Below are 22,749 nucleotides of genomic sequence, written 5' to 3' on the forward strand. Positions count from 1 at the left end.
AAACCACCGGAGTGCGCGTAAGTGTTGCCTTCCGGCGTGCATGCGGATTGTCGGATATGTCCACATGTCTTTGAAAGGTGGGCTTTCCTGCAGTCTGGGGAAGGCTTCAAGAATAGCCCCTGACCAAAGCGCTTGCGAGCAAGTGCCACCCATCGGCAATGACAAAGAACGCCAGCTTGAACGGCAATGACACGATTGCAGGCGGGACCATCATCATGCCCATCGACATCAGAACGGCTGCAACTACCAGGTCGATGATCAGAAAGGGCAGAAATATCAGAAAGCCGATCTGAAAGGCGCGGGCGATCTCTGACAGTAGGAAACTGGGAATCAGAATGGAGAGCGGGGCGTCTGGCCCCGGTTGAATCCCGCTTGCGTCAGGCCGCAGCTCGGCCATTGACGTGAAGGTATCAGGATCAAGGCGACCGGCCATGAATACCCTGAAAGGCATCAGTGTTCTCTCGAACCCTTCCTCGAAACCGATGGTGTCTTGCAACAGTGGCTGAAGGCCCTCATTCCATGCCGCTCTGAACACTGGATCCATAATGAAATAGGTCAGGAACAAAGCAAGACTGACGATCAGCATGTTCGGGGGTGATTGCTGCAGTCCGATCGCTTGCCTGAGGATTGCAAGGACAGTCACAAGGAAGGGAAAGCAGGTCACCATGATTGCGATTCCAGGAGCGAGGCTCAGAACCGTCAAAAGTGCTATGAGTTGAATACTGCGCCCCGTCAGCGCATCGCCATCCAGGTCTGCGAATGAAAACTCCTGTGCAGCTGCCGGACCGGTCATCAGGCCGAGGATCAGTATCGTCAACATCAGGCATAGGGGAACAGCCACCCTGTACAAGATCATTTAAGCTCGCCCTTGAGGTCGCTGACTTCTGTCAGCCGAACGGCAAGCTTGCCTTTGCTTTCGCCCTCCAGTTCTTCCAGCTCACCGCGCGCGATCAGCCTGTCACCAACAAAAAGCTCAACCGGATCATCCACCCGCCGATCCAGTGGCAGGACGGCGTTTGCCCCCATCTGCAGCAAGTCGCGGATCAGAGGCCGCGCTCGACCAACCGAGATCGTGATCTCTATCGGTACCGACGCAAGTGGATTTGCAGAATCAATGCTGGTTCTTGGTCTTTTGTTCTCATCCATCGGTTTGCGGCCTTCCGAAGTCTTGGGTGAATTCCTCAATCAGTGTTTTCATCCGACCAATCAGACCATCCAGATCGATGCATTTCTCCTGCTCGCCCAGCCTGAGGTAGACTTGCCCGCCTCCAATGGTGTCGTCCTCCAGCAGGCGGACCTGCATCGGCATCTTCTTGACCAAAAGGGGTTCGAGCCGTTGCGCCGTTTCTGGCGACATCCGCAACACAATGACAGCTTCGGCACTTTGGCGGGCCATGCTCAAGGCTTCCTCAGACAGCCGCATGCCCAGGGAAGGTATTGCGATTTCGGGCAGAATATCGATAAACATACGGTCAAGTATGGGTTTTATCGACCGCATGACGTGGTTGTAAGCCTCTTGGTATGTGAAGCTTAGGTCCTGAAGGTTTCGCGCAAACTCGGCCGAAATATGGGATTGCTCGGTTTCATGCGCGGCACTCGCATCGTCCCATCCGGCCTGATAACCTTTTTCGAACGCGGAAAGCCGTGCATCTTCAAGTGTTTCTTCCGAGATAATTTGCAGGTTCCTGCCGGTCGGGACGTTGTGAAAATCCTCAAGAAGATGGGAAATCGGCATCAGGCTTTCTCTCCTCGATTTTCGATCCACCCGCGCAGAATCTCGACTGTCTCGTCTTGTCTTTCCGCGATCAACGCCCGCAAACGATCCACTGGATCAGCAGCCATGCCCTGTTCGCCGGTGGTGGTCAGACCTGAGGTGGCTTGTGGTACCGACAACGCCCCAAAATCGAAATCATCATCCGCAATTTCGCCGGTAAGCGGCGTCAGTTCCTCACTCCCGATCCCGGCGCTACCGATGCTCATGCGCGGAATGGCTGTCTGGGGGGCAAGCGGGAACGACTCGGCCTTCGGTGCCAGGATCGGGCGCAAAACAAAGAGGCCCAAAAGCAAGGCTACGATCGCGAGGACGGCCATCTGGATCAATGACATCGCATCCAGGCCCATACTGTGGAACAGATTGCTTTCCGCGTAGGTTCCCATCGGGGCATTCTGCAAGAAATCCATGGATTTCAGCGTGACTTGATCGCCTCGCGCCTCATCCAATCCGACAGCAGAGGCGACAAGGTCCTTGAGGGCCTCAAGTTCGACTTCCGTGCGGGGCTCAAGAGTCAGCTGACCTTCGCCATCAAGCTGCTGAATACCGTTCACAAGAACAGCGACCGTAATACGCTTCACCGTTCCAGGGCTGCGCAGAACTTCTCGCGACGTTTCCGATATTTCATAGTTGACGCGTTCGCGGGTCTGATTGTTTGAACTGCGCGAGCCTTCTGCACTGGCCGCTTCTCCACCCGGCAGATTGGAAGCCACGGTAACGGCACCATCTGCGGCGCCGGTCGAATCATTGCTGGATTCTTCAGTATCAGTACTGATGGCAACCCTGCTGGACGGATCGACAGTACGCTCGCGTACGGTTTCGCTCACGGAATCGGTGGAAATATCAACCTCGACAACAACGTTCCCGACGCCAACCCGTGCTTCGAGCAATCGCAGTACGCGATCGCGCAAGGCGTCGCTTCGATCTTCACCATTCTGCACTTGCCCTTGATCTTCTGCCGCTGCGACGAGACCCGCGACACTATCGATGATGGCGACATCATCGGGTTTGAGGCCAGGTACCGCTGATGCGACGAGGAACTTGATTGCCCGCGCCTGCGGGGCAGCGACATTTCCGCCTGTCGTCGTCACTGTGACCGATGCCGATGGCGTGACTGCGCGCTGGAACGGATTGCCGCTCGTATTGGCGACATGAACCCGCGCGGCGGTAATCATGGGGCTGGCGATGATTGTGCGCGCGAGCTCGCCTTCCTTGGCCCGCCAATAAGCGGCATCGAACATCTGCGACGTGGTGCCAAAACCTTTCAGCATGTCCAGAAGTTCGTAACCCTGCATTCCATTCTTCGGAAGACCCTCGGCCGCGAGGGTCATTCTCAACACATCGCGTGCGCGCGATTCGACATAGATCGCCCCGCCCCTCACTTCATGATTTATGCCCTTTTGTTCCAATGACTGGATGACATCACCGGCAGCGGTCGCTTCGAGCCCTGCGTACAAAAGGGTCATCCCGGGGTTGGAGGCCATACGGAAAAGGCCCACAAATGCCGCAAGCACGGCAACGCTGGCCAGACCGATCAGAAGCTTCTTGCCAGTATCCAGACCGGACCAGATCTTTACGATTTGCTGCACTGTTCACCTTTGTCATCGACGGAAATTCTACCTGCCTCACCGGATTGATCGCAGATCGGTCTTAACAATCGGTTAGCTCCTCAGAGTTACAGATTGGCCTGTAGACGCATGAGGTTCGGGCATGGCCGCGATTGATACAAAGACAGAAGGATCCACGCGAAAATCCCTCAAATTACCCGTTATTGCGGGGCTTTTGTTGGCGATCGCGACTGGCGGCGGGGGATTCTATGTCGTGTATTCCGGGCTTCTGCCGATTGGCGAATCACAAGCCGAACAGGTTTCCGATTCGACTGTCGCGACTCCGGAGATTGCGTTCGTACCGCTTGATCCGATGGTCATCTCGCTCGCGCCGCAATCAGGTAACCGACATCTGCGTTTCAGCGCACAGCTGGAGGTCGAAGTGGCGCAGGTCGCTGCGGTCCGTGAGATGCTGCCCCGGATCATCGATGTCCTCAACACCTATCTCAGGGCGGTCGAAACCCGCGATCTGGAAAACCCCGCAGCATTGCAAACGCTGAGAACACAGATCCTGCGCCGCATTCAAATCGTCGTCGGACCGGATCGGGTGCGTGACGTTCTGGTCATGGAATTCATTCTGAACTGAAGGATGCAAGTTATGGATACAGTTGCTCAAATCAGGGTTATTTCGGATATCCTGCTTGTAGCAGGTGCGTTGGGAGCTGGTTTTTATTGCTACATCCTGGCGCGACGCTTGGCCCGCTTCAACGATCTTGAAAATGGCATTGGCGGAGCTGTCGCCGTGCTGTCGGCACAGGTCGACGACCTGGCGAAAACACTCGTTTCAGCCCAGAAAACGGCTTCCACTTCAAACGTGACACTCGAGGGGCTGACCGACCGTGCCGAAACGGTTGCCAAGCGCCTCGAGCTGTTGGTGGCCTCCATGCACGATCTTCCAGCAGAGCCGCAGCGCCCCCAAACCCCGACGAATCCGCAGGATGATCTGTCTCTCAAGGTGAAAGCCGAACCAGTCTTCATGCGCCATCGCGCCGCCGAAAGTGGCCGCATTAGATGAGGTCGTCGCGCAAACAAAGATTGCCTGCCAGGATTGGCCGGGGGTCCCTTGCCACGATTGCCATTCTCCTTGTCGGCTCGGCATTGATCCGCGCGGGAATTGGAGCAACGGAAGCCATGGCAACGGGAAATCAGTCAATTGAAACAGACGCGGCCGTAGCTTGTGAACCGCCCGCAGACATGGCCGCATTGATTGCGGAATTCCAGAACCGAGAGCAGCGTCTGAACATGCGCGAAGAACAGATCAACGCGCGAATGCAAGCGCTTGTGCTCGCAGATCGCGAGATCGCGCAGAAATTGACCAGTCTTGCGGAATCCGAAGAAAGCCTGCGCGCCACGCTGTCATTGGCGGCGACGGCGGCGGAAGATGACATTTCCCGCCTTGTGACGGTCTATGAAGCCATGAAACCCAAAGATGCCGCCATTCTTTTCGAAGAAATGAGCCCGGAGTTTGCCGCGGGCTTTCTCGGTCGCATGCGGCCGGAAGCGGCGGCAGGGATCTTGGCAGGTCTGACACCTCAATCTGCATATTCGCTCAGCGTCATACTGGCCGGAAGAAATGCGTCTGCTCCACGAGACTGATACCCCGGAGCACAGAGAATCTTAACCCGGATCTGCAATCTTCAAGAGCTGGAAACAGAAGGAGAGTCCAAGGTGTTGGGGATAGGCGGAATTGTCATGATTTTCGTGATGGTCTTTGGCGGCTACCTTCTTGCGGGTGGCACGTTGGGGATCATCCTCAAGGCGTTGCCGTTCGAGATGATGATGATCGGTGGAGCGGCGATCGGTGCATTCATGATCAGCAATGACAAGGCTGCGTTGAAACATACCGCCAAAGACATGGGAAAGGTTTTCAAGGGTCCGAAATGGACACAGCAGGACTATCGTGATCTGCTTTGCCTGCTGTTCGAGTTGATACGCCTTGCAAGGCAGAACCCGGTCGCAATCGAAGAGCATATCGAATCCCCTGAAACCTCCTCCATCTTCTCGAGGTATTCAAAGATCATGACCGATACCGAGGCGGTTCAACTGATTTGCGATACGATGCGTTCTGCTGCCCTGAACTACGATGATCCACACCAGGTCGAAGAGGTGTTGGAAAAACGGATCGAATCCAATCTTCATCATGCCATGCACTCGAGTCATGCCTTGCAGACAGTTGCCGACGGCTTGCCGGCGCTTGGCATCGTCGCGGCTGTTCTCGGTGTGATCAAGACAATGGGGTCAATTGATCAACCCCCTGAAATACTTGGAAAAATGATCGGTGGGGCGCTGGTTGGTACCTTCCTCGGCGTGTTTCTGGCCTATGGGTTGGTTGGTCCATTCGCAACCAAGATCAAGTCGATTGTCGAAGAGGATGCCCATTTCTATCAGCTGATCCGCGAAGTTCTTGTCGCCAATCTGCACAATCACGCGACCAATATTTGCATCGAGGTGGGTCGCCAGAACACGCCCTCACATTTTCGGCCAACGTTCAACGAGCTTGAGGATGCGTTGAAATCGGTCAAACAGGACGCAGCATGATCCAATTGCTGTTTCTTGTTCTTGCCTTCTTTCTTGTCGCCACCGGAGTGTCGGCGCAGACACTGACCCTGCGTTCGGGTGAACATGACGGCTATACACGTCTGACGGCCTCTCTTTTGCCACAGGCGGAATGGCGCATCGATACAAGAGAGGACAAACTGCTTCTGTCTCTTTCCATGCCCATGCAAGCGATCGAAACAGCAGCGGTTTTTCAAAGGATCGAACGTGATCGCATCCGTCGGATCATTCCACGGGACGATGCCCGTGGTCTGGAAGTGCTGCTGGGATGCGATTGCGGTTTCCGGGTCTTTCGGCATTCCGAAACGCTTCTGGTCATCGACATAGGCGAGGCGCTGCCGAAGCAGGACGCGGTTGGTTCACTCAGGATGGACCCGGTTTACGACGATGTGGAGTCGCTCAAAGCAGGAAGGGTAGGCGAGGAGTCGGATTCGGCAGAGTTTCTTGGCCTGCCGCTTTTTCCCCCGAAGCCAGCGCCGGATCTGACAGCAACGCCGCAAGTTGTTCGCGTCTGGCCTCAGGCTGGGTTCCTGTCGGCTGCTCTATCCCAGGCCTCCCCGAGGCCGGAGCAGCGCGCAACGGAACTCTCACCACTGATGGAAGAAATTGACCGCGCAACACGCCAAGGCTTGTTGCAACCAGCCCCTGATTTGCCTGCTATCCGCACAGAGGGTGCGACCGTTCCTGATCTGTCGTCTTTCCCCAATCTCAGAACACGGGCTGCGTCAGAGCTGTCACGTGTTGCCCCGGACCTCGCCGAGCAGTTGGAACCGGATCTGACCTGCGTGCAGAGGGATGATCTCGATATCGCCAGTTGGGGGCATGTCGACGGTTTCTCGACCGGCATCGCTGTTTGGCGCACTCAACTTGCCAAGGATATGGATCGGGTCGATCTTGACGCGGTTCTTGGTCTGGCACGTCACTACCTCCACTACGGTTTCGGGGCCGAGGCAATTGCAACGCTCGCGATGGCGAAGGTTTCCACTGAAAAAACTGATCTTCTGCTCAGCCTGGCGCGCATCATCGATCATGGTCATGATTCCGAGAATGGCGTGTTATCGGGGATGACCAAATGTCAGGGCCCGGTCGCGCTTTGGTCCCTGCTGTCCGATCAGGATCCGCCTCGGACCCTTGATCTGAACATGTCGGAACTTCGATTTGCCTTCGAAGAATTGCCTTCGCACTTGAAGGAACAGTTGGGCCCCGGTCTGGTCGAAAGGCTGTCTGCTGCCGGTGAAAATGCTGCTGCCGAAGAAGTGCTGGCAAGCATCACCAGATCCCTGGGCCAAGTCACGCCTCCTGTCGCGCTTGCAACGGCTGCGGTCGAGCTTGAAAATGGAAACACAGAGGGTGCCGAAGACCATTTGGAAGCTCTTGTTGAGACAAACACAGCGATCTCTCCACAGGCCCTCGTGACGTTCATAGAAAGCGCTGTTCAGGCCGATCAACCGATCGAACCGGAGATGGTTGAGCTTGTCTCTGCCCATCTTTTCGAGAATCGGCGCTCGCCACTCGCGGCTGACTTGTCACGCAGCCTTATCCTCGCGCTTGCGCATGCGGGCGAGTTTGCTGAAGCTCTTGACCGCCTGAAGATGAAAAGCAACGACTTGCCCGCAGACAACGCCAGCGTGACGGCATCACGCGTCATGTCGCGCCTTGTGTCCCATGGATCGGATGTTGATTTTCTTGCCGGTACCGTCACCTGGCAACTGATGGCCTTGGCTCCGGAAACTGAAAATCGCATCGCAACCCGATTGCTGTCGCTGGGATTTCCGGAAATCGCAAATCGATTTCTGACAAGGGCTGCCGAGGGGAACGAAGGCCGTGAGCGCCGTTTGCTGAGGGCAAAGGCAGCACTTGCGCTGGATCAGCCACTGCAGGCCGAGGCGGAATTGCTTGGTTTGTCCGGGCAGGATGTCAAACTCCTCAGGGCTGAAGCGCAGCAACGTGGCGGGGATTTCGAGGCCGCACTTGATGAAATAGAAGGCCTTGAACTGGAAGAGAAACATCGAAGCCTTGCCTGGTTGGCCGGTGACTGGACAACTCTCATGGCGTCAGATGATGACGTGCTTTCGCAAGCGGCGCGCTTGATGATCGATGACGGGTCAACGCTTGAAACCGCCTCGCCCGATGCATTGCAGAACGAAGAGACTGGCGTGCTTCGAAAAACGGGAGACCTGATAACCGCCAGCGGCAACTCTCGAATGATCATCGAAAGCCTTCTTCAGCGATTTCAATTGGATACACAGCAGTAACCAGAAGAACAACTTTGGTTCAAATGCCCGCATCCCTCCATGGTTACCGAATCTAAAGACACTTGGGGCTATCATCAATCTCACCACGAAGAACGGCGCACGGTTGGCTTGTGATGAGGTGCATGTTGAGGGCTGTCAAAGATCTCCTTCGGGAAAATCAATTTGTTTTCAGATCGGGCAAGACCGGAAATGACGCAGTCACCGGGCTCGGGATTTACCTTGCCGTGTTTTTACTCGTGTTCGCGAAGATTGCAGGTGCGCCATCCAACTCTGCGGCTGCGTACGATCAAAGGGCCAACACCGCTCTCCTTTGCGATAATGCAGCCCATGCGGCATCGCAAAAAACGGGTGTGCCTCTCCAGATTCTTCTTGCGATCACACGAACCGAGACGGGCCGCGCCAATCAGGGTGTGACAGAGCCATGGCCCTGGACCGTCAACATGGAAGGTCGCGGCCTATGGTTCGACACACGCGCGGCTGCACAGGTTTATGTTTTCGACTATTTCAAAACCGGGGCGCGCAGCTTCGACATTGGCTGTTTCCAGATCAACTACAGGTGGCATGGCGCGCAATTCGCTTCGATCGAGGACATGTTCGATCCGTTGGCAAACGCATTATATGCGGCGTCATTTCTGACCACACTATATGAGGAAACCGGCGATTGGGGTCAGGCAGTCGCGAGATATCATTCCCGAACCGCAGTGCATGCCGACCGTTACATGGTGCGCTTTGATTCCATCGTGGACGAGCTGAGCGATGATCGCCTGCCAGAAAATGCGCTGAGCAGACCCTATCCAACGGAGCAGCGAGAGAATGGTTTCAGGCTGCTACAGCCCGGCCAAGGATCCGGCTTGGCGTCGCTTGTGCCACTTCATTCCGGTACATCCTCTACACCGGTGATCGATCTTCGGAAAAGTCCAGGTGGCTGACATGACGACCCTTCGCGCCGTCATGCGACCGACTGTTCTGCTCGCGATCGCGCTGATGATGATCATCGTGATGATGATACTGCCGATGCCGTCATGGGTCTTGGACATCGGGCTTGCACTGTCCTTTGCACTGGCCATTCTTGTCTTCACGGTTACACTCTTCATCGAGCGGCCTCTGGATTTTTCGTCCTTCCCGACGATCCTGCTCGCGACGCTCATGCTCCGTCTCTCGTTGAACATCTCCTCGACCAAGCTGATCATCGGGCAGGGGCATACGGGCACGGATGCTGCTGGCGATGTGATTGAAGGTTTTGCCACTTTCATCATGGGTGGAAATGTATTTCTGGGCCTCGTGGTTTTTTGCGTTCTATTGATTGTCAATTTCCTTGTGATCACCAAAGGCGCAGCCCGCATGGCCGAGGTCGGTGCACGCTTTGCGCTTGACGGCATGCCCGGAAAACAGATGGCGATCGACAGCGATATGGCCGCCGGCGCCATAGGACATGAAGAGGCGAAGGCGCGGCGCGAACGCGAGCAGCAAGAGACAACTTTTTTCGGCTCGCTCGACGGTGCATCCAAGTTTGTCAAAGGCGACGCCATCGCCGGGCTTTTGATCACGATCCTCAATCTCGTCATGGGCCTGATCATGGGCTTGGTCGTCCATGACATGCCCTTGGGACTGGCCTTCGAGACTTACGCCATTCTGACCGTGGGTGACGGGTTGGTGACACAGATTCCGGCCGTCATCATATCGATAGCAGCGGCTTTGCTTTTGGCGCGCGGCGGTGCACAGGGTGCGACTGACCTTGCCCTTGTGGCGCAGATGGGCCGGTATCCAGCCGCTTTGGGCACAGTTGCGGTTCTGCTTGTCCTGTTTGCCCTCATGCCGGGATTACCCTTCCTGCCTTTCGTTGCAGGCAGTGCGGCCCTTGCCGTTGCTGCCTTGCTTGCGCATCGCAGACAGAAAGACCCCGAAGCCGCTCCTGTTGTCACGGAAGGCGCCCAGCCGAATGCGCCATCAGCAGCGATGGGGGATGTGCTGGACGTTGACGACATCCATGTCGAATTTGCGCCGGATCTGGTCAGCATGGTGCTGGATCCGGGAACCGGTCTTGATGTTCGCATCAACAACATGCGGACTCATGTAGCCCGCAGTTTCGGCCTGATACTGTCCGAGATCAGGCTGACCGACGAACATGCGCTACCACCGGGAACATATGTCATTCGCATCCAGGGGGTTGAGCAGGCGCGCGCGCGCCTCTACCCCGACCAGATTCTTGCCCTGTCACAGGAAAGCGGAACCAGCTTGCCGCCGGGCATCGATGTGCGTGAACCGGTTTATCAGGCACCGGCCAGATGGATTGCATCCTCTGCTCAGGAAAACGTGGCCATCTCGGGTGTTACTGTCGTAACCCCGGCCGAGGTGCTTGCGACCCATCTTCTCGAAGTCGTCAAACGCAGCCTTGGCAGGCTGCTCAGCCTGAAGGCGCTTCGCCGCATTCTGGACGAGATGACACGCCTGTCCGATCCAGCCCGGTCAGAGGCGAACCGCAGACTTCTTGATGAAATGATCCCGGATCGTGTTCCCGTCGACATGCTTCATGCCGTGCTCAGGCTTTTGCTGGAGGAACAGGTTTCCATCCGAAACCTGCCTCTGATTCTCGAAGCTGTGGCGGAGGGGCGGATGCTGTTTCCTACGGCAGATGCGATCTGCGAGCATGTCCGGAAACGCCTTGGATTCCAGCTTATTGCCGAACTTAGACGTGAAGATGGCACCATACCGCTTCTCCAGCTTGCATCGGAGTGGGAAGACATTTTTGCGACCTACCAGATTGACGGAGAAAGAGGGGCCGTCGACATTGCGTTGCCACCTGATGCTTTCAACCGTTTGGCCACATCGGTAAGTGAGCAGATCAGCCTCGCGGGCAATCGGGGAATCCATCCTGCGGTCGTCACCTCGACCCGGCGCAGGCGGTTCCTCAGAACCGTGATGACGGCGCGTGGGATCACAAATCCGGTGCTCTCATTCGACGAAATCGGGCTTGAAGCCCGGCCTTCACTTGTCGGGATCGTCGCGGCATGAGCAGTCAGCTCCTCTCGTTTGTCGAAGCGTATCAGGCAACCCTGTGGCACGGTTTCATCGTCTTCCTGCGTATTGGTGCCGTGATGTCGGTGCTTCCGGCATTCGGCGAGCAGAGTGTCCCTTTACGCGTAAAGCTGGCCCTGGCGCTGGCATTCACGCTGGTGGTCACTCCTGCCCTGCCAGTGATGCAGCCCGTCGCGACCATGTCGTTCCAGGCAATAACACCGTTTCTTCTCACGGAGCCGGTCATTGGTCTGGCGCTTGGAGTGGGGTTTCGCCTCTTCGTCATCGCGTTGCAAACTGCTGGCGTGATCGCGGCGCAGGCGTTGTCTCTTTCGCAGATCCTCGGCGGCTCTGCCGTTGATCCGATGCCTGCCCTGGGTCAGGTTCTGGTTGTTGCAGGCCTGGCGCTCGCCGTCATGGCTGGTCTGCATGTCCAGGTCGCGCGGGCCATGGTTCTGTCATACACGCTTTTGCCGATGGGACAATTTCCAGACCCGAGCGATCTTTCTTCCTGGGGTATCGCGCAGATCGGCAAAAGCTTTTCGCTTGCCTTCAGCCTGTCGGCGCCGTTCCTGATCGTGTCTTTCCTCTATAATCTGACGCTTGGCGTCATCAACCGGGCCATGCCGCAGCTGATGGTTGCCTTTGTTGGCGCGCCCGCCATTACCCTGGGTGCCCTCGTCCTGCTCATGTTGCTGGCGCCTGTCATGCTGACCGCCTGGTTGGAGGCGTTGCGTGTCTTCGCTGAAAACCCTTTTGGGTCAACACCTTAGGAACAACCGGATGGCAGCGAACCAGGATGATGATGCCGAGAAATCCCACGAGCCTACCCAGACAAAACTGGAGGAGGCGCGCCGGAAAGGGGATATCGCAAGGTCGAGTGATCTGACCACAGCCGGGAGTTACGCAGGACTTCTGTTGGCGTTCATGTTTGCGGGAACTGGCTCACTCACGGGACTTGGGGCTGCATTGGCCTGGCTTCTGGAGCAGCCTGATCGGCTTGCGCCCTTGGTTTTCGACGGGGCTGCCGCTGCGGGGTTCCAGGGTCTTGCCGCAGAGCTTTCGCTGCTTCTTGCGCCATGGTTCCTGTTTCCGGCCCTCGCGGCGCTGACGATGATCCTGATTCAACGGATCTTCGTCATCACCCCATCTCATCTTGCGCCGCGGCTCTCGCGGATTTCGTTGCTACATAACGCCGGGCAGAAATTCGGCCGCGTCGGGCTTTTCGAATTCGCAAAGAGCCTGGTCAAGATGGTCATTTACTCTGTCGTCCTGTGGTTCTTTCTCAAGGATCGGCTGGATGATCTGATGATCTTGATCTGGACCGAACCGGGTATCGCAATGGTGCTTTTGGGAAAGCTGACCATGGCGTTCCTTTTCGTGGTGCTTGGCGTTTCTCTGCTGGTCGGTCTGGGGGATCTGTTCTGGCAGAAACAGGAACACATCCGAAAGAACCGCATGTCTCACAAGGAGCTTCGGGATGAGGCGAAAGAGGCCGAGGGTGATCCCTATCTCAAGCAGGAACGCCGGAACCGTGGGTATGACATCGCCACCAACCGGATGATGCTGGACGTTCCGACGGCCGATGTCGTGATCGTAAATCCCACACATTATGCCGTTGCCTTGAAATGGAGTCGCAAGCGGGGTGAAGCACCTGTTTGTGTTGCCAAGGGCGTTGATAATACGGCCAGCCGCATCCGTGCATTGGCCATGGAAAATGGCGTACCCTTGCACAGCGATCCGCCGACCGCGCGCGCCCTTTTTGCCACGACCGACATCGGGGTCGAGATTGCTCCTCAGCATTACCGCGCCGTTGCGGCCGCAATCCGGTTTGCCGAGGCGATACGCCGCAAAAGGGGAGGTAAGCTCTAGTGTCCAAGGCCCTCCAAGACGTCAGCAGTGTCATGGATGCCATGTACCAAAGCCGGGTATCCGGTTTGCAGCGCCTCATTCTCCAGGAAGCCAAGTTGCGTGACAACTTGCGCCGCCTGGACGATATGCGCGAAACAAGGGCGGAATCGGCCCTGGATGATCATGCCATGCGCGCGCTGGGTGCTGATTTGCTCTGGCAGGGGTGGTTGATGCGGCAGCGCAGCGAAATCAACATGCAGCTGGCAAACCTGATGGTGCAGAAAGCAGCGCTGATCGATGCGCTTCGCCTGGCCTTTGGGCGATCGCAGGTTGCTGCAACTCTTGTGACGAACGCAAGGAATGAGGCACAAGCCAAACGCAACAAGGCCAGTGACAGAGACTGATCAGGCTGGAGCAGACACGGCGTCACACATCCTGACGTGCAAGGTCGGTGATAAGGACATCGCCCATCATTTCGCCAAGAACGGCGCGGCCGGCCTCGTTCAGTGCGCGACGCAAGACAGCCATGTTGGTGCTTTCCGTAAAGGATCCCTGAAACCCGCCGATATTGGCGTGATTGAACAGAACCTGCAGAAATGCATCGCGCAACTTCGGTTCGCGATCGAACACCATGCCTGATTGGCCTTTTGTGACGCCCACACTCAGGGACAGAACAACCAGTGCGTTGACGCGTTCGTTCAGGACCACCGGTACGATGAACTGGTTGTTCAGCTTCACGTATTCCTGCAACTCGGGTGCCGGACCGGTGCTTGCGCGTTGCTCTGCGGTCGCCGACGACAGGTCACCGCATGGATTGCCCGTCTCCAACGTGTCGACCTCTGCTGGTGCAGCAGGTTTCAGCGCCAAGCCTGCACCCACCCCACCACCGAGACCCAGGAGTGCCAGAAGAACGGGAATCAGTTTTCTCATCATGTGTCCTTAAAACGGAAGGATGGCATCCAGGACCTGCTGTCCGATCCGCGGCTGTTGCATGTCGCTGATCTGACCGCGCCCACCGTAAGAGACCCGCGCCGATGCTATCTTGTCATAGGTGATCTCGTTCTGCCGGCTGATGTCCGCAGGGCGCACGAAACCCGAGACGGAAAGTTCCCTCATCTCGAAATTAACCCTGACCTCCTGCGACCCTTGGATCGACAGAACGCCGTTGGGCAAGACGTCGAGGATCGTGGCGGCGATGCGCAGCGTCAGTTTCTCGTTGCGCCTTACCGTACCGGTGCCGCGGGAATCGCTTGAAGAATTGATGGAGACGGCCGCCGCGGCACTGGCGCCATCCGGCAAACGTTCATCAAGGCGCTGCGGCAAGCCGAACAGTTGCGGCAGGTTCAGGCTTTCCGCGCCGTTTCGTGACCGTGCACTTGTATTCGAGATTTCCGCCTCGTCGTCGATCTCGACCACAACTGTCAGGATGTCGCCGCGTTGCATCGCGCGGCGATCCCCCAACAGGGAATTCCTGCCCCCGTTCCAGAGCGAGGCTTGCTGCAAGGGTGCCGTGTTTTCGGCGGCCAGGGGCAGGCCTGGCGACAGCATCGCCATATGCTCGGTATTGCTCATACTTGGCGTGAAACTGGGTGCCCTGCCGATATGGTCTTCCCGACCGCAGCCGGAAAGGCCCAGCGATACCGCGAAACAGGCACTGATAAGGCGAAACATGATGTGGATTTTCCTATTTGACCAGAACGCTGCCATCGACCTGAATTCGGCCTTCGACCGTCATGCGAGAGGACATGTTGAGAACGCGCAGCGTGTCACCGATACCCCCGCGCCCCAAGGATCGGGCCTCGGCCGTGATCGTAAGTGCGCCTTGCCTGTAGAGCAGTGTCACGATCTGATTGCGGTCTATGATGGCCGGAGGACCGATGTCGCCTTCGCGGATCGGACGGCCGGCGTAAAGCGCGGTTCGCGTCTCCATCCCGACAAGAAGCGCCGGATCGTCGAAGGTTCCGATCATGGCAATCGGCTTGATGGCCAGGTCCTGCGGTGTCAGCACGCTATGCGCCCTGATGGTGCGCGTGGCCACAACGGTATCGGCCAGAACCGGTGTCACGACGAAAACAGAGACGAACAAGGCGAAAAACCGCATCATCTCACCTGCGTCGTTGCGCCAAGCATCTGGTCTGCAGCCGAGATGACCTTGGCATTCAACTCATACCCGCGCTGCGCCTCGATCAGTTCGGTGATCTCGCGGACCGGGTCCACGGAACTGTCTTCCAGATATCCCTGCCGCAGCGTGCCCAGGCCATCCTGACCAGGCTCTGATACAAGGGATGGCCCGGAAGCCTCGGTTTCAACGAAAAGATTGCCGCCGATGGCTTCAAGCCCCTTGGGATTGGTGAAGCCTGCCAGGGTCAGCTGACCCAGAAGCTGCGCTTCCACCGCGTCATCGAAATAGGCAAAAACCTCTCCGGCGGCATTGATCGACAGGCTGCGCGCATCCGCCGGGATCACGATCTCCGGCGCAACCGGAAATCCGTCGGATGTGACGATCACCCCATCGGCTGATCGCTTCAGGCCGCCGTCGCGGGTAAAGGCGGCCTGGCCCGAGGGCAATGTGACCTCAAGATAGCCTTGCCCCTCGATCGCAAGGTCAAGATCGCCGCCGGTTGCCGACAAGGCCCCTTGCGCCAGTTGCATCGATACGGCGGCCGGCCGGACGCCAAGGCCAAGCTGGATGCCGGTTGGCAGCACGGTCCCGTCAGCTGCATTCACCGTCCCGGCGCGGGTGGCCTGCTGATAGTGCAAATCGGCGAATTCCGCGCGCCTTGCATTATACCCGGTGGTCGACATGTTCGCGAGGTTGTTCGAGATCGTCTCGACCCGCATCTGTTGGGCGGCCATGCCTGTCGCCGCGATCTTGAGGGCACGCATTCTGCAACTCCTTTTGTTTCGGTATTTCGTGCTCGGGTTCGGTTACCGGATGAAGGTCTTTATGGCCGTTCTGATGCGTTCATCCTCGCGCTCAAGAAGGCTTTGACCCATCTCGTAGGCGCGCTGAACTTCGATCATCCGCGCGATCTGACCGATGGCATCGACATTCGATGATTCGAGGAAACCCTGAACGATCCTGCCGTTCTCGGCGGGTTCGAACCCGTCGTTGGCGCGAAAAAGCAGGCCGGTCTCGCGGATCAGGCCGGATGGATCGCGCGGACGCACCAACCCGATCTGCGACAAGGGCAAACCGTTCGCACTGAGCGTGCCATCCGCGGCAACCGAAAGCGGGCCTGCATCCGGCGGAAGAAAGACCGGGGCGCCGCCACTGTCCAGGACACGATGCCCGTCCGCCGTCACCAATTCGCCTTCGGCCGATGTCGAAAAATGCCCGGCCCTGGTCAATCGCTCGCCCTGGGGGGTGTCGATCAGGAAAAACCCCTCACCCTCGATGGCAAGGTCAAGCGGGCCACCCGTCTGGGTAAGTCCCGCCTGCAACATCGAGGTGTGGCGCACCGAAGCCGTCGCCATCGACAGTGATGCACCGCCGGCAACCCTTTTGACATGCTCCGAGAAGATCACATTCTCTTGCCTGAAACCCGTTGTCGACGCATTGGCGATGTTGTTGGCCAGCGCCTGTATCTCGCGCATGAGCCCCGATTGCCGGGTCAGGGTCGTGTAGATCGCGTTGTCCAATTCAGCCTCCGATGATGATCGGGATGATCTGGTCCTGAAAGAACGAGACCAACGCCTGCGACATGAACCCCATCGACACCCAGAACACCGCAACGATTGCGGCGAGTTTGGGCACGAAGGTCAGGGTCATTTCCTGGATGGAAGTCAGCGCCTGGAACAATCCGATGGTCAGGCCTGCCACCAGCGCTACCGTCAGGATCGGGACCGATGTGATGACGGCGACCCAAAGACCCTGACGCAGCGTGCCGAAGAAGATGGTCTCGGTCAGCATCAGACCGGCATCCGCAGGATTTCCTGATAGGCCTCGACCACGCGGTCGCGCAAAGTGACGGCTGTTTCCACGGCGAGTTCGGTTTGGGCCAGTGCCTGGACAAGGGAATGCGGGTCCGCGCCGCTGGTCATGGCGGCCTTTGCCACGGCCTCGCCCTCCCTGAGGGTTGTCGCGAAATCCTGGATCACGCCAGCGGCGGTCGGGAAGGTTTCGTTTGTGTCGGGAAGCGGTTCGGTGGCGGGCCTTGCGGCCGCATAGCCATGCGCGGCTGTGACAGGTCTGATATCCATCAGGTTTCTCCTTTTGAGTGGAAGTTTATCGACGCAGCAAGTCCATCAGGCCCGAGGACATTTCCCGCGCCTGTTCGAACATCTTGAGGTTCGCCTCGTAGCTGCGCTGCGCTTCGCGCGCGTCCGCGATTTCGACCACCAGATCGACATTCGATCCATCGTGATGGCCGCTGGCATCCGCAAGCGGATGTGACGGGTCGTAAATCTGCTTCAGATCGGATTGATCGAGTTTCACCCGACCCGTCGTGACCCGGCTGACTCCGTCCTGCGCCGAATACGTGGCCTCGAATGGGATTGCCTTGCGCCGGTATCCTGGCGTGTCGGCATTGGCGATATTCTCCGAAAGGTGCCGCAACCTGGCCGCCTGGGCCTTCAACCCGCTGGCAGAAACGGAAAGAGAGTGGGAAAATTCGTTCATCTTGCGCCTTTCTAGCGTCGTCCCAGGCTTGTCCGAAGGACACCAAGGGTGAATTTGTAGATGGCCAATGCGCGATCATGCTGGCGCTTGACCTCGACGGCGTTCAGCATCTGCTCCTCCAACGAGACACTGTTCCCGTTGGGGCTGGTTTGTCCGGTGGCGGCTGCCGCGACGATCTGTGGTGATGCCGTGTTCTGCCCGAAGTTGAGATGGGCAGGTCGCGTCGCCCGTTGCACCGATCCGCCCCCCTGTCCGACCATGTCTCGAAAGGCGGGAATGTCCTTCGCGCGGTAGCCCGGGGTGTCCGCATTCGCGATATTCTGCGAGATCACCGCTTGCCGTGTACCTGCATGGCTGGCCATCGCATGTGCCAGACGGAAAAGAGTCAGATTTTGATGCATCGGGGCTTCTCCCACGTGTTTCTGCAACCAAGGCTTAACTCTGATTCCTTTAGAAATTGTTTTCAGCAATTGGATTGGAGTCGCAGATGCGGAAGTCCGAACTCGACAATCTTCACGCAGAATTCGCCCGGCTGCGTGCCGTTCGGCAGGCGGGCCGCGTTTGCGCCGTCGAGGCGGGATATCTGCGTGTCACAGGGCTGTGTGCCGCCGCGCGAATCGGGGATCGGCTACGTGTCATGCGCCAATCCGGGTCCTGGCTTGACGGCGAAGTGCTGCAGTTGCGCGCTGACGATCTGATGATGCTGCCGGATGCATCGACGCAGGGTGTCGCGCTGGGCGATCCGGTCCTTCTGCAGGATCCTGCGGATATCGCGCCAACGGATGCCTGGCTGGGGCGCGTCATCGATCCCTACGGGAACCCTCTTGATGGTCGGCAGCTGCTGCGTGGCACAAAATCCCGACCGGTTCTGGCAGCGCCGCCGCCGCCGGCGCAGCGCCGCGGCTTCGGGGCGCGGCTTGAGACGGGATTGACCGTTTTCAACACGATCCTTCCGCTGGTGCAGGGGCAACGTCTTGGCCTTTTCGCCGGGTCCGGTGTCGGCAAGTCAAGCCTGTTGGCCAAGCTGGCACGGCAGGTGCAGGCCGATGTGGTGGTTGTCGCCCTCATAGGGGAGCGGGGTCGCGAATTGCGCGAATTCGTGGACACGGTGCTTGGGGCAGAGGGAATGGCCCGTTCGGTTGTGGTTGCGGCCACATCTGATCGCTCTGCGCTGGTCCGGCGCCGTTGCGCCTGGACGGCGATGAGCGTGGCGGAACACTTTCGGGATCAGGGACTGCATGTTCTGCTTCTGGCCAATTCCGTCACACGCTTTGCCGAAGCGCATCGCGAAGTCGCAGTCGCCGGAGGAGAGGCTGCAGCCCTGCGTGGCTTTCCCGCATCTACCGCCCATACGATCATGTCGCTTTGCGAAAGGGCGGGTCCGGGGGCGGGGGACAGTGGCGATATCACTGCCGTTTTCACGGTGCTTGTTGCTGGGTCGGACATGGATGAACCGGTTGCCGATATCCTGCGCGGCGTTCTGGATGGGCATGTGATCATGGATCGCAGAATCGCCGAGAGGGGCCGCTACCCTGCGATTGACGTCCTGCGCTCGGTGTCGCGCAGCCTTCCTTCTGCGGCAACAGAGACTGAATGCGCCCAATTGGCAGAGGTGCGGCGCCTTCTGGCCATCTACGAGCAGTCCGAGATGATGATCCGCGCGGGTCTCTATGTTGATGGCAGTGACCCCCTGCTGGATCGGGCAATCAGCATCTGGTCAGAACTGGATGCATTCCTTGCCGAGGAAGAAAGGATCGACATCGCCAACAGTTTCGCCCGCCTCGGTTTGCTTCTGCGCCGTGCCCGCCCCGTGCACCCGCGCCCCGGCCCATCCGCGCCCATGATGCCCCGTGAGAGCAGTGCGCTGCCCGAAACCCAGTTGTCTGCGCCAAGTCCGGCGGCAAGGCGCATGGCTCCGCAGGGTCGGTCCGGGCCCTAGGGCTCTGTCCTAGCGTCTCATGTTCAAAAGTAGTCCAAGTGCGATCGAGGAAGATCCGAAGCGCGCCTGTTCTGCGGATTCCGCGCGCAAAAGGTAGCGTTGCAGCAACTTGTCCAACTGGCCGGGATCGGCCAGTTCGGAAAGATCGGCTATTCCCAACTGGCTACGCGTACGTTCGCGGAAAACACCCAATTGCTGTTCCAGGTCCAGACTGCCGAAACTTCGAGGCAGGCCCAAAGCAGTCTCGAACACCGCGCGAAGCGGAGGGCGCCCCATGATCTTGAACCACTTTGTCGTCTCGCTGTCGCCACTTGCGACAAGCCCCGGCAAGTCCCGTGTCGCGTTAAGCGCAAGGCGCATCGGTTCATTCTGCTGGCCAACGGCAAATTCGAACTGCTGTCGCCGGTACAATGTGGTGATTCTTTTCCCGAAATCGGAAAGCCTGGTGCTGGGGACCGGGAAATCACCAAAGCCGAATGCCCTCGACAGCTCACGGTAACGGTCATCTCCCAGCCTGTTTGCCAGGGAACCCTGATCGAGAACTCCGCCTTCCAGCACCTTTCGGATGAAGAACCTGCTGTCGATATCCTGTTGCAGGCCGAAAGCACCCAATGCGACACGCAACAGGCGACGATCCTGAACCAACTCTTGCGCCGTATTGATCGATCCTATCCTCGCTTCGAAATAGGCGGTGTCCCTCGCCAAGGAAGGCGTTTTCTCGAAAGCCATGGTTTGCGAGTCGAAGGTTCGCTGCAGAAAGCGCCAGCCAGCCAGGCCCGACTGCGGGATGACCGGCTGAAAGCTCATGTCCTGCGAACCGCCAGCAGGCGATCCTCCCGAGGCAAAAGGGTGCGCAAGGCCTTGAGGCAGGCATAGTACTGACCGGCAATCACCGCCTCTGATGCCTTGGCGAGTTGCGTGCGGCTATCGGGGTCGGTCAGTATCTGGCTCAACTCCTCAATCCGCCGCAGCATCGGCAACCGGGAGTCCGCAGGGTCCGCGTCGCCGGAAAGAACCAACTGCGCCGCAAAGCAAACCCGGCGCACGGGCGTTGTCACCTCGTCAGGATGAATTGCATCGCGCAGGCGAAGGATATGCGCATTCGGTGTCATGATGGAGAGACGGCTACGCCTGTCACCGTTCTCGATGACAGCCCCGTTGATGAGAACCCGTTCCTTTGGATTCAGTTTGAGGACAAGGCCGCTCATCCTGGTTGCCCCGGCCCACGTAGCCCGCGCATGATGGCTGTATTTATGTCCAGCAGCGGTGCAATGTCCGCTTTTCCGGCCAGGACTTTCCGTGTCTGTTCAAAGGTAAACTCGGCCAGATAGAAGATCTGGGCACGAAGTTCCTGCGGCAGCGCATTTTTCGGATCCGCAACATCCAGCGCGAATGCAGACCAGAGTTTTTGATTGTCATGCAGCGCCGATACAAGATCCGGAAATCCTGGTTTTCCCTTGATGGCCGCTGTTTTCAATCTGTGTGTCACGCGCGCCACGACGTCGTATTCGGTGCTCCTGACCGTTCGTGTCGGTGCGGAAATCTGTTGATAAGCGCCATGCGCCAGCGAGTGATTTCTCACGTCGTATCCTTCCTGCTGCATTATTGGCTCAGAAAAACGGCACGGAGGCGGCTTGTCTCACCCCCGTGCCATAGAGGATCAACGGAACAGGGACAGGATGGACTGCGGTGCCTGGTTCGCGATCGACAGCGACTGGATGCCCAGCTGCTGTTGGACCTGCAGCGCCTGCAGACGCGCGGATGCCTCTTCCATATCGGCGTCGACAAGAGTCCCGATTCCCGAGCGCAGCGCGTCCGTCATCTGGTCCACGAAGGCCATTTGCGTATCGACCCGACCCTGGGCAGAACCGAAGGCCGAGGCCGAGTTGATCGCGACCTGGATCAGTCCTTCGATTTCGGTCAAGGCACTGTCGGACCCTGCGCCCGTTGTGACATCGATGTCGTTCAGTGCTTCCAGCCGGCCGCCAGCCGTTGCGCCATTGGTCTGCACCGCCTGCAAGGAAACCGTATCTGCCGCCAGGGCGCTGCTGGAGGTGAAGGTGATCGTTGCCGCGCCTGTTGCGCCGACAGTGACCGCGGCGTTCAGCTGCGATGCGGCCGGAAGAGTGCCTGCATCCTTCAACCCCTGAACGCGATTGTTGAAGGCATTGGCCAGCGCATTCGCCACATCGGCTTGCGTGTCACCGTCCCGTGCGACGTAAGAGACTTCGCGAGCGGCGGTGGTATTGAAGGCGGCCGGAACCGTTCCGCCGCTGGCGGAAATGTTGATCTGGAAACCAACACCTGCCGCAACAGTGTCGATGACAAGCGTTTCCGAATTGTCCACGACCGTGCCGTTGCCGGCCAGCGCTACCGCCGTCGCTGCATCGAGCGTACCGGAGATGCGCGTTCCGGATCCGGCTGCTTCTGCCGTGCCCGTCGTCCAATTGGTCGCCGTGGTTCCAAGATCCTGCTTTCTGACCGAGATGTTGCTGGAGGTGACACCCGTCGCGGCCCGATCCAGTGAGGACAGAATGTCGACAGATCCGCTGCCGGCGGTATTCTCGCGGTTCGAAAGAAGGTTCAGGCCGTTGAACTGCGCCGCAGTGGTGACCGAAGTGATCTGGTCGCGCAATGCAACGATGTCTTCCTGGATCTTGCCGCGATCGACGTTGCTTTCTTGTGAAGCAACGATCTTTTCCTTCATCTGGGTCAACAGGTCGGTGACCGTTTCAGATGCCTGACGGGCGACCGCGACGGTCGACTGACCCAGTGAAAGACTGGAGCTGATCGCCTTGAATCCTTTCACATCTGATTCCATGACCTTCGAAATGGCCCAAAGCGCGGCGTTGTCCTTGGCGGAGCTGACCGATTTGCCGGTCGAGATCATGTTTTGCGTCTTGCCGAGATCGGCATTGATGTTTTTCAGAGTCTGCAGCGCCACCATTGCGCCGTTGTTTGTCAGAATGCTGGACATAGCTTGTATTTCCTTTGACGTGAGGCGCAATTTTGCACCGGTTCATGAAGTCGGACTGACTGTCCGAACGCATGCCTTCTGACATCTGCAAGAACCGTGTGGATCCGACACTTGCGCCATCCGATCGGATGCGAAGCCAACATGACCGACGATGTCC

At 58.2% G+C, this 22,749-nt stretch carries 28 protein-coding genes; 11 read left to right on the forward strand and 17 right to left on the reverse strand.

What is annotated here, in order from left to right:
* Positions 1-106: 106 nt before the first annotated feature.
* From fliP to fliF, 4 genes are read right to left on the reverse strand one after another with little or no spacing between them, the layout of a single operon-like run.
* Positions 107-820, reverse strand: a complete 714-nt coding sequence (gene fliP, locus ACMUJL_RS12335; RefSeq protein ID WP_375567952.1) for a flagellar type III secretion system pore protein FliP — start codon at positions 818-820, stop codon at positions 107-109.
* 32 nt (positions 821-852) lie between these two features.
* Positions 853-1,146, reverse strand: a complete 294-nt coding sequence (locus ACMUJL_RS12340; protein WP_375567950.1) for a FliM/FliN family flagellar motor switch protein — start codon at positions 1,144-1,146, stop codon at positions 853-855.
* Positions 1,139-1,735, reverse strand: coding sequence for an ABC transporter ATP-binding protein (locus tag ACMUJL_RS12345; protein ID WP_375567948.1), 597 nt, complete (start codon positions 1,733-1,735; stop codon positions 1,139-1,141). Before ACMUJL_RS12345 ends, ACMUJL_RS12340 begins: the two co-directional genes overlap by 8 nt.
* Positions 1,735-3,360 carry a flagellar basal-body MS-ring/collar protein FliF gene (gene fliF, locus ACMUJL_RS12350; RefSeq protein ID WP_416914289.1) on the reverse strand — a complete coding sequence of 542 codons (1,626 nt, stop codon included), beginning with the start codon at positions 3,358-3,360 and terminating at the stop codon, positions 1,735-1,737. The genes ACMUJL_RS12345 and fliF overlap by 1 nt, the downstream gene beginning before the upstream one ends.
* Before the next feature lie 121 nt (positions 3,361-3,481).
* Here fliF and ACMUJL_RS12355 point away from each other — a divergent pair, with 121 nt between their 5' ends.
* From ACMUJL_RS12355 to ACMUJL_RS12400, 10 genes are all read left to right on the forward strand, one after another.
* Positions 3,482-3,964: a flagellar basal body-associated FliL family protein gene (locus tag ACMUJL_RS12355; protein WP_375567944.1), complete on the forward strand. Its 483-nt coding sequence runs from the start codon at positions 3,482-3,484 to the stop codon at positions 3,962-3,964.
* Between the two features lie 30 nt (positions 3,965-3,994).
* A complete protein-coding gene (locus ACMUJL_RS12360) occupies positions 3,995-4,393 on the forward strand; it encodes a hypothetical protein (protein ID WP_375573911.1) in 399 nt (132 codons plus the stop codon).
* Positions 4,394-4,572: 179 nt separating this feature from the next.
* Positions 4,573-4,974, forward strand: a complete 402-nt coding sequence (locus ACMUJL_RS12365; RefSeq protein WP_375567942.1) for a MotE family protein — start codon at positions 4,573-4,575, stop codon at positions 4,972-4,974.
* A gap of 72 nt (positions 4,975-5,046) precedes the next feature.
* Complete coding sequence (gene motA / locus ACMUJL_RS12370; RefSeq protein WP_375567940.1) at positions 5,047-5,916, forward strand: flagellar motor stator protein MotA; 870 nt, start codon at positions 5,047-5,049, stop codon at positions 5,914-5,916.
* The gene (locus tag ACMUJL_RS12375; RefSeq protein WP_416914290.1) at positions 5,913-8,189 is read left to right on the forward strand and encodes a hypothetical protein; all 2,277 of its coding nucleotides are present in this window, start codon (positions 5,913-5,915) and stop codon (positions 8,187-8,189) included. Before motA ends, ACMUJL_RS12375 begins: the two co-directional genes overlap by 4 nt.
* A gap of 122 nt (positions 8,190-8,311) precedes the next feature.
* A complete protein-coding gene (locus tag ACMUJL_RS12380) occupies positions 8,312-9,118 on the forward strand; it encodes a transglycosylase SLT domain-containing protein (RefSeq protein ID WP_416914291.1) in 807 nt (268 codons plus the stop codon).
* A 1-nt stretch (position 9,119) separates the two neighbouring features.
* Entirely contained in the window at positions 9,120-11,201 is a 2,082-nt protein-coding gene (gene flhA, locus ACMUJL_RS12385; protein ID WP_375567934.1) for a flagellar biosynthesis protein FlhA, read from the forward strand.
* Positions 11,198-11,977, forward strand: coding sequence for a flagellar biosynthetic protein FliR (locus ACMUJL_RS12390; protein WP_375573815.1), 780 nt, complete (start codon positions 11,198-11,200; stop codon positions 11,975-11,977). Before flhA ends, ACMUJL_RS12390 begins: the two co-directional genes overlap by 4 nt.
* Positions 11,940-13,076 (forward strand): flagellar type III secretion system protein FlhB, encoded by a 1,137-nt coding sequence (gene flhB / locus ACMUJL_RS12395; protein ID WP_375573813.1) that lies wholly within the window; start codon positions 11,940-11,942, stop codon positions 13,074-13,076. Before ACMUJL_RS12390 ends, flhB begins: the two co-directional genes overlap by 38 nt.
* On the forward strand, positions 13,076-13,459 hold the full coding sequence (locus ACMUJL_RS12400; protein WP_416914292.1) for a hypothetical protein: 384 nt from the start codon (positions 13,076-13,078) through the stop codon (positions 13,457-13,459). Before flhB ends, ACMUJL_RS12400 begins: the two co-directional genes overlap by 1 nt.
* Before the next feature lie 22 nt (positions 13,460-13,481).
* Here the strand turns inward: ACMUJL_RS12400 and ACMUJL_RS12405 are convergent, their stop codons facing one another.
* From ACMUJL_RS12405 to ACMUJL_RS12445, 9 genes are read right to left on the reverse strand one after another with little or no spacing between them, the layout of a single operon-like run.
* Positions 13,482-13,988 (reverse strand): flagellar basal body-associated protein FliL, encoded by a 507-nt coding sequence (locus ACMUJL_RS12405; protein ID WP_375573809.1) that lies wholly within the window; start codon positions 13,986-13,988, stop codon positions 13,482-13,484.
* Between the two features lie 6 nt (positions 13,989-13,994).
* Positions 13,995-14,726, reverse strand: a complete 732-nt coding sequence (flgH, locus tag ACMUJL_RS12410) for a flagellar basal body L-ring protein FlgH (RefSeq protein WP_375573909.1) — start codon at positions 14,724-14,726, stop codon at positions 13,995-13,997.
* A 13-nt stretch (positions 14,727-14,739) separates the two neighbouring features.
* A complete protein-coding gene (flgA, locus tag ACMUJL_RS12415; RefSeq protein WP_375573807.1) occupies positions 14,740-15,156 on the reverse strand; it encodes a flagellar basal body P-ring formation chaperone FlgA in 417 nt (138 codons plus the stop codon).
* Positions 15,156-15,941: a flagellar basal-body rod protein FlgG gene (flgG, locus tag ACMUJL_RS12420; RefSeq protein ID WP_375573805.1), complete on the reverse strand. Its 786-nt coding sequence runs from the start codon at positions 15,939-15,941 to the stop codon at positions 15,156-15,158. The genes flgA and flgG overlap by 1 nt, the downstream gene beginning before the upstream one ends.
* 42 nt (positions 15,942-15,983) lie before the next feature.
* A complete protein-coding gene (locus ACMUJL_RS12425; protein ID WP_375573803.1) occupies positions 15,984-16,697 on the reverse strand; it encodes a flagellar hook-basal body complex protein in 714 nt (237 codons plus the stop codon).
* A 1-nt stretch (position 16,698) separates the two neighbouring features.
* Entirely contained in the window at positions 16,699-16,968 is a 270-nt protein-coding gene (locus ACMUJL_RS12430) for a flagellar biosynthetic protein FliQ (RefSeq protein ID WP_375573801.1), read from the reverse strand.
* Complete coding sequence (gene fliE / locus ACMUJL_RS12435) at positions 16,968-17,258, reverse strand: flagellar hook-basal body complex protein FliE (protein WP_375573799.1); 291 nt, start codon at positions 17,256-17,258, stop codon at positions 16,968-16,970. The genes ACMUJL_RS12430 and fliE overlap by 1 nt, the downstream gene beginning before the upstream one ends.
* A gap of 25 nt (positions 17,259-17,283) precedes the next feature.
* A complete protein-coding gene (gene flgC, locus ACMUJL_RS12440) occupies positions 17,284-17,676 on the reverse strand; it encodes a flagellar basal body rod protein FlgC (protein ID WP_375573797.1) in 393 nt (130 codons plus the stop codon).
* Positions 17,677-17,687: 11 nt separating this feature from the next.
* Complete coding sequence (locus tag ACMUJL_RS12445; RefSeq protein WP_375573795.1) at positions 17,688-18,077, reverse strand: FlgB family protein; 390 nt, start codon at positions 18,075-18,077, stop codon at positions 17,688-17,690.
* Between the two features lie 86 nt (positions 18,078-18,163).
* Between ACMUJL_RS12445 and ACMUJL_RS12450 the strand changes: the two genes are divergently transcribed.
* Positions 18,164-19,615 (forward strand): FliI/YscN family ATPase, encoded by a 1,452-nt coding sequence (locus ACMUJL_RS12450; RefSeq protein ID WP_416914293.1) that lies wholly within the window; start codon positions 18,164-18,166, stop codon positions 19,613-19,615.
* Between the two features lie 9 nt (positions 19,616-19,624).
* Here ACMUJL_RS12450 and ACMUJL_RS12455 read toward each other — a convergent pair whose 3' ends face one another.
* Genes ACMUJL_RS12455 through ACMUJL_RS12470 form a run of 4 tightly spaced genes read right to left on the reverse strand, consistent with a single transcriptional unit; the run spans position 19,625 to position 22,592 of the window.
* Positions 19,625-20,422, reverse strand: a complete 798-nt coding sequence (locus tag ACMUJL_RS12455; RefSeq protein ID WP_375573791.1) for a DUF1217 domain-containing protein — start codon at positions 20,420-20,422, stop codon at positions 19,625-19,627.
* Positions 20,419-20,823, reverse strand: coding sequence for a flagellar biosynthesis repressor FlbT (gene flbT, locus ACMUJL_RS12460; protein ID WP_375573789.1), 405 nt, complete (start codon positions 20,821-20,823; stop codon positions 20,419-20,421). Before flbT ends, ACMUJL_RS12455 begins: the two co-directional genes overlap by 4 nt.
* Complete coding sequence (flaF, locus tag ACMUJL_RS12465; protein WP_416914294.1) at positions 20,820-21,218, reverse strand: flagellar biosynthesis regulator FlaF; 399 nt, start codon at positions 21,216-21,218, stop codon at positions 20,820-20,822. The genes flbT and flaF overlap by 4 nt, the downstream gene beginning before the upstream one ends.
* 57 nt (positions 21,219-21,275) lie before the next feature.
* Positions 21,276-22,592 (reverse strand): flagellin, encoded by a 1,317-nt coding sequence (locus ACMUJL_RS12470; RefSeq protein ID WP_375573785.1) that lies wholly within the window; start codon positions 22,590-22,592, stop codon positions 21,276-21,278.
* Between the last annotated feature and the right edge of the window lie 157 nt (positions 22,593-22,749).

This window comes from Seohaeicola sp., assembly GCF_048006315.1.
Classification (GTDB): Bacteria; Pseudomonadota; Alphaproteobacteria; order Rhodobacterales; family Rhodobacteraceae; genus Seohaeicola.